Annotated in this window: 2 protein-coding genes; both read right to left on the reverse strand. The window is 69.2% G+C overall.

The features are described 5' to 3' along the window. Window positions 1–916, reverse strand: a 916-nt coding sequence (locus ACFW2E_RS47165; protein WP_384478414.1) for an ATP-dependent endonuclease, incomplete at its 3' end; no start/stop codon positions are given. 46 nt (window positions 917–962) lie between these two features. Further along, on the reverse strand, window positions 963–1,175 hold the full coding sequence (locus tag ACFW2E_RS47170) for a DUF6207 family protein (RefSeq protein ID WP_384478417.1): 213 nt from the start codon (window positions 1,173–1,175) through the stop codon (window positions 963–965). Window positions 1,176–1,263 lie beyond the last annotated feature (88 nt).

Genomic DNA, 1,263 nt, shown 5'->3' on the forward strand with positions numbered 1-1,263 from the left:
GCATGGAGGCGTCCTGGGCCAGCTGGTTGCGGGCCTGTTTCAGGGCGTCCAGAGTGGAGGCGACGATGTCGGGGGCCGGGGGCCGCTCGCGCAGCAGCCGGACCAGGGGGCTGCGGTCGGCGCGGGAGAAGTCGCCCTCGGCGTCGCGCAGGGCGGGCAGCACGGACAACGGGACGTATTCCTTGGCGTGGCGCATGTCGACGCCCGCATCGTCGCCGCCGTAGATGGTCCAGGAGTAGTCGTCGGGCGTCAGCGGCTCGCTGGGCTGGGCGCCGAAGACTGCACCGACTGCCAGCTTGGGCTGGAACAGATAGGTCAGCCGGGCGACGCGGGGCTGCCCGTCCTCGGTGATGATCGCGCCGTCGAGGGTCGCGATGGCGTCGTCATCATCGTCGAAGTCGGCTAGCTCGGCTTCGACCCTGACCTCGACTCCTTGAGGCAAGGGCGGCGCACTGTCATGGATGTCGTCGGCCTGGAGTCTGCGCCACCGGTTGGACAGGTCCGGGTCGAGGACCAGGCGCAGCGCGTACAGCAGATTGCTCTTGCCAACCCCGTTCTCCCCTACGATCACCGCAGGAGTCGGGAAAGGATCAATCACCAGATCCCGAAAATTCCGGAAATTCACGATCCTGACCTTTGAAAGGCGCACCGCTCTCCCCTCCCCCGCGCACGGCCCCCGCCCCACGCACTCCAGACACCCCACCTGCGGACGCACCAGCCTAGTTGCCGCATCAACCGACGGGCACGCACCGTCACGCAGGAACAGCGGATTCTCGCGTGCGCCGACAGCCGGACGGAGTCCGGCTCCGGGTCCTGGAACCATCCGACCTTGGTCCCGGCGGACGGGCCTCGTGCACAGCCCGGCCGGGCCCACGAGCCGACCGGCTGCACAGGGCCGGCGGTTTCCCCTGTGCATGGGCCGGCACGGTTGCCGGCTGTCTGGTCATCGCCCCGCGGAGTTTTCAGGAGCAGCGAGTTTCTTGGCGCAGGTCCACGTAACAGCGCAGCCGCGCACCCTGCTCCCCGGGCTGGCGTGTGACGTGCTCGGCCGGCGCGGTGGCCCACCTCCGGGCAATCGCGTTCTGCATGGCGAACGCCGTGTCGTCATCGGCAGCCGCAAGGTCCACCACGAGCAGACCCGGCTCGGCCACGTGCACATCCCTGGTCGGCTTCATGCCCCACAGGACGTCGCCGCAACCGGGCAGGTTCTCCCGACGTCACGGCATCACCCGACCGGGTCACGTACCGGCCTGCCGAAGTCGC

Source organism: Streptomyces sp. NPDC058964 (genome assembly GCF_042741275.1).
In the GTDB taxonomy this organism is placed as follows: domain Bacteria; phylum Actinomycetota; class Actinomycetes; order Streptomycetales; family Streptomycetaceae; genus Streptomyces.

Coding starts and splice junctions, on each gene's coding strand:
- ACFW2E_RS47170 (WP_384478417.1), bottom strand. CDS start 1,175: ATGAAGCCGACCAGGGATGTGCACGTGGCCGAGCCGGGTCTGCTCGTG.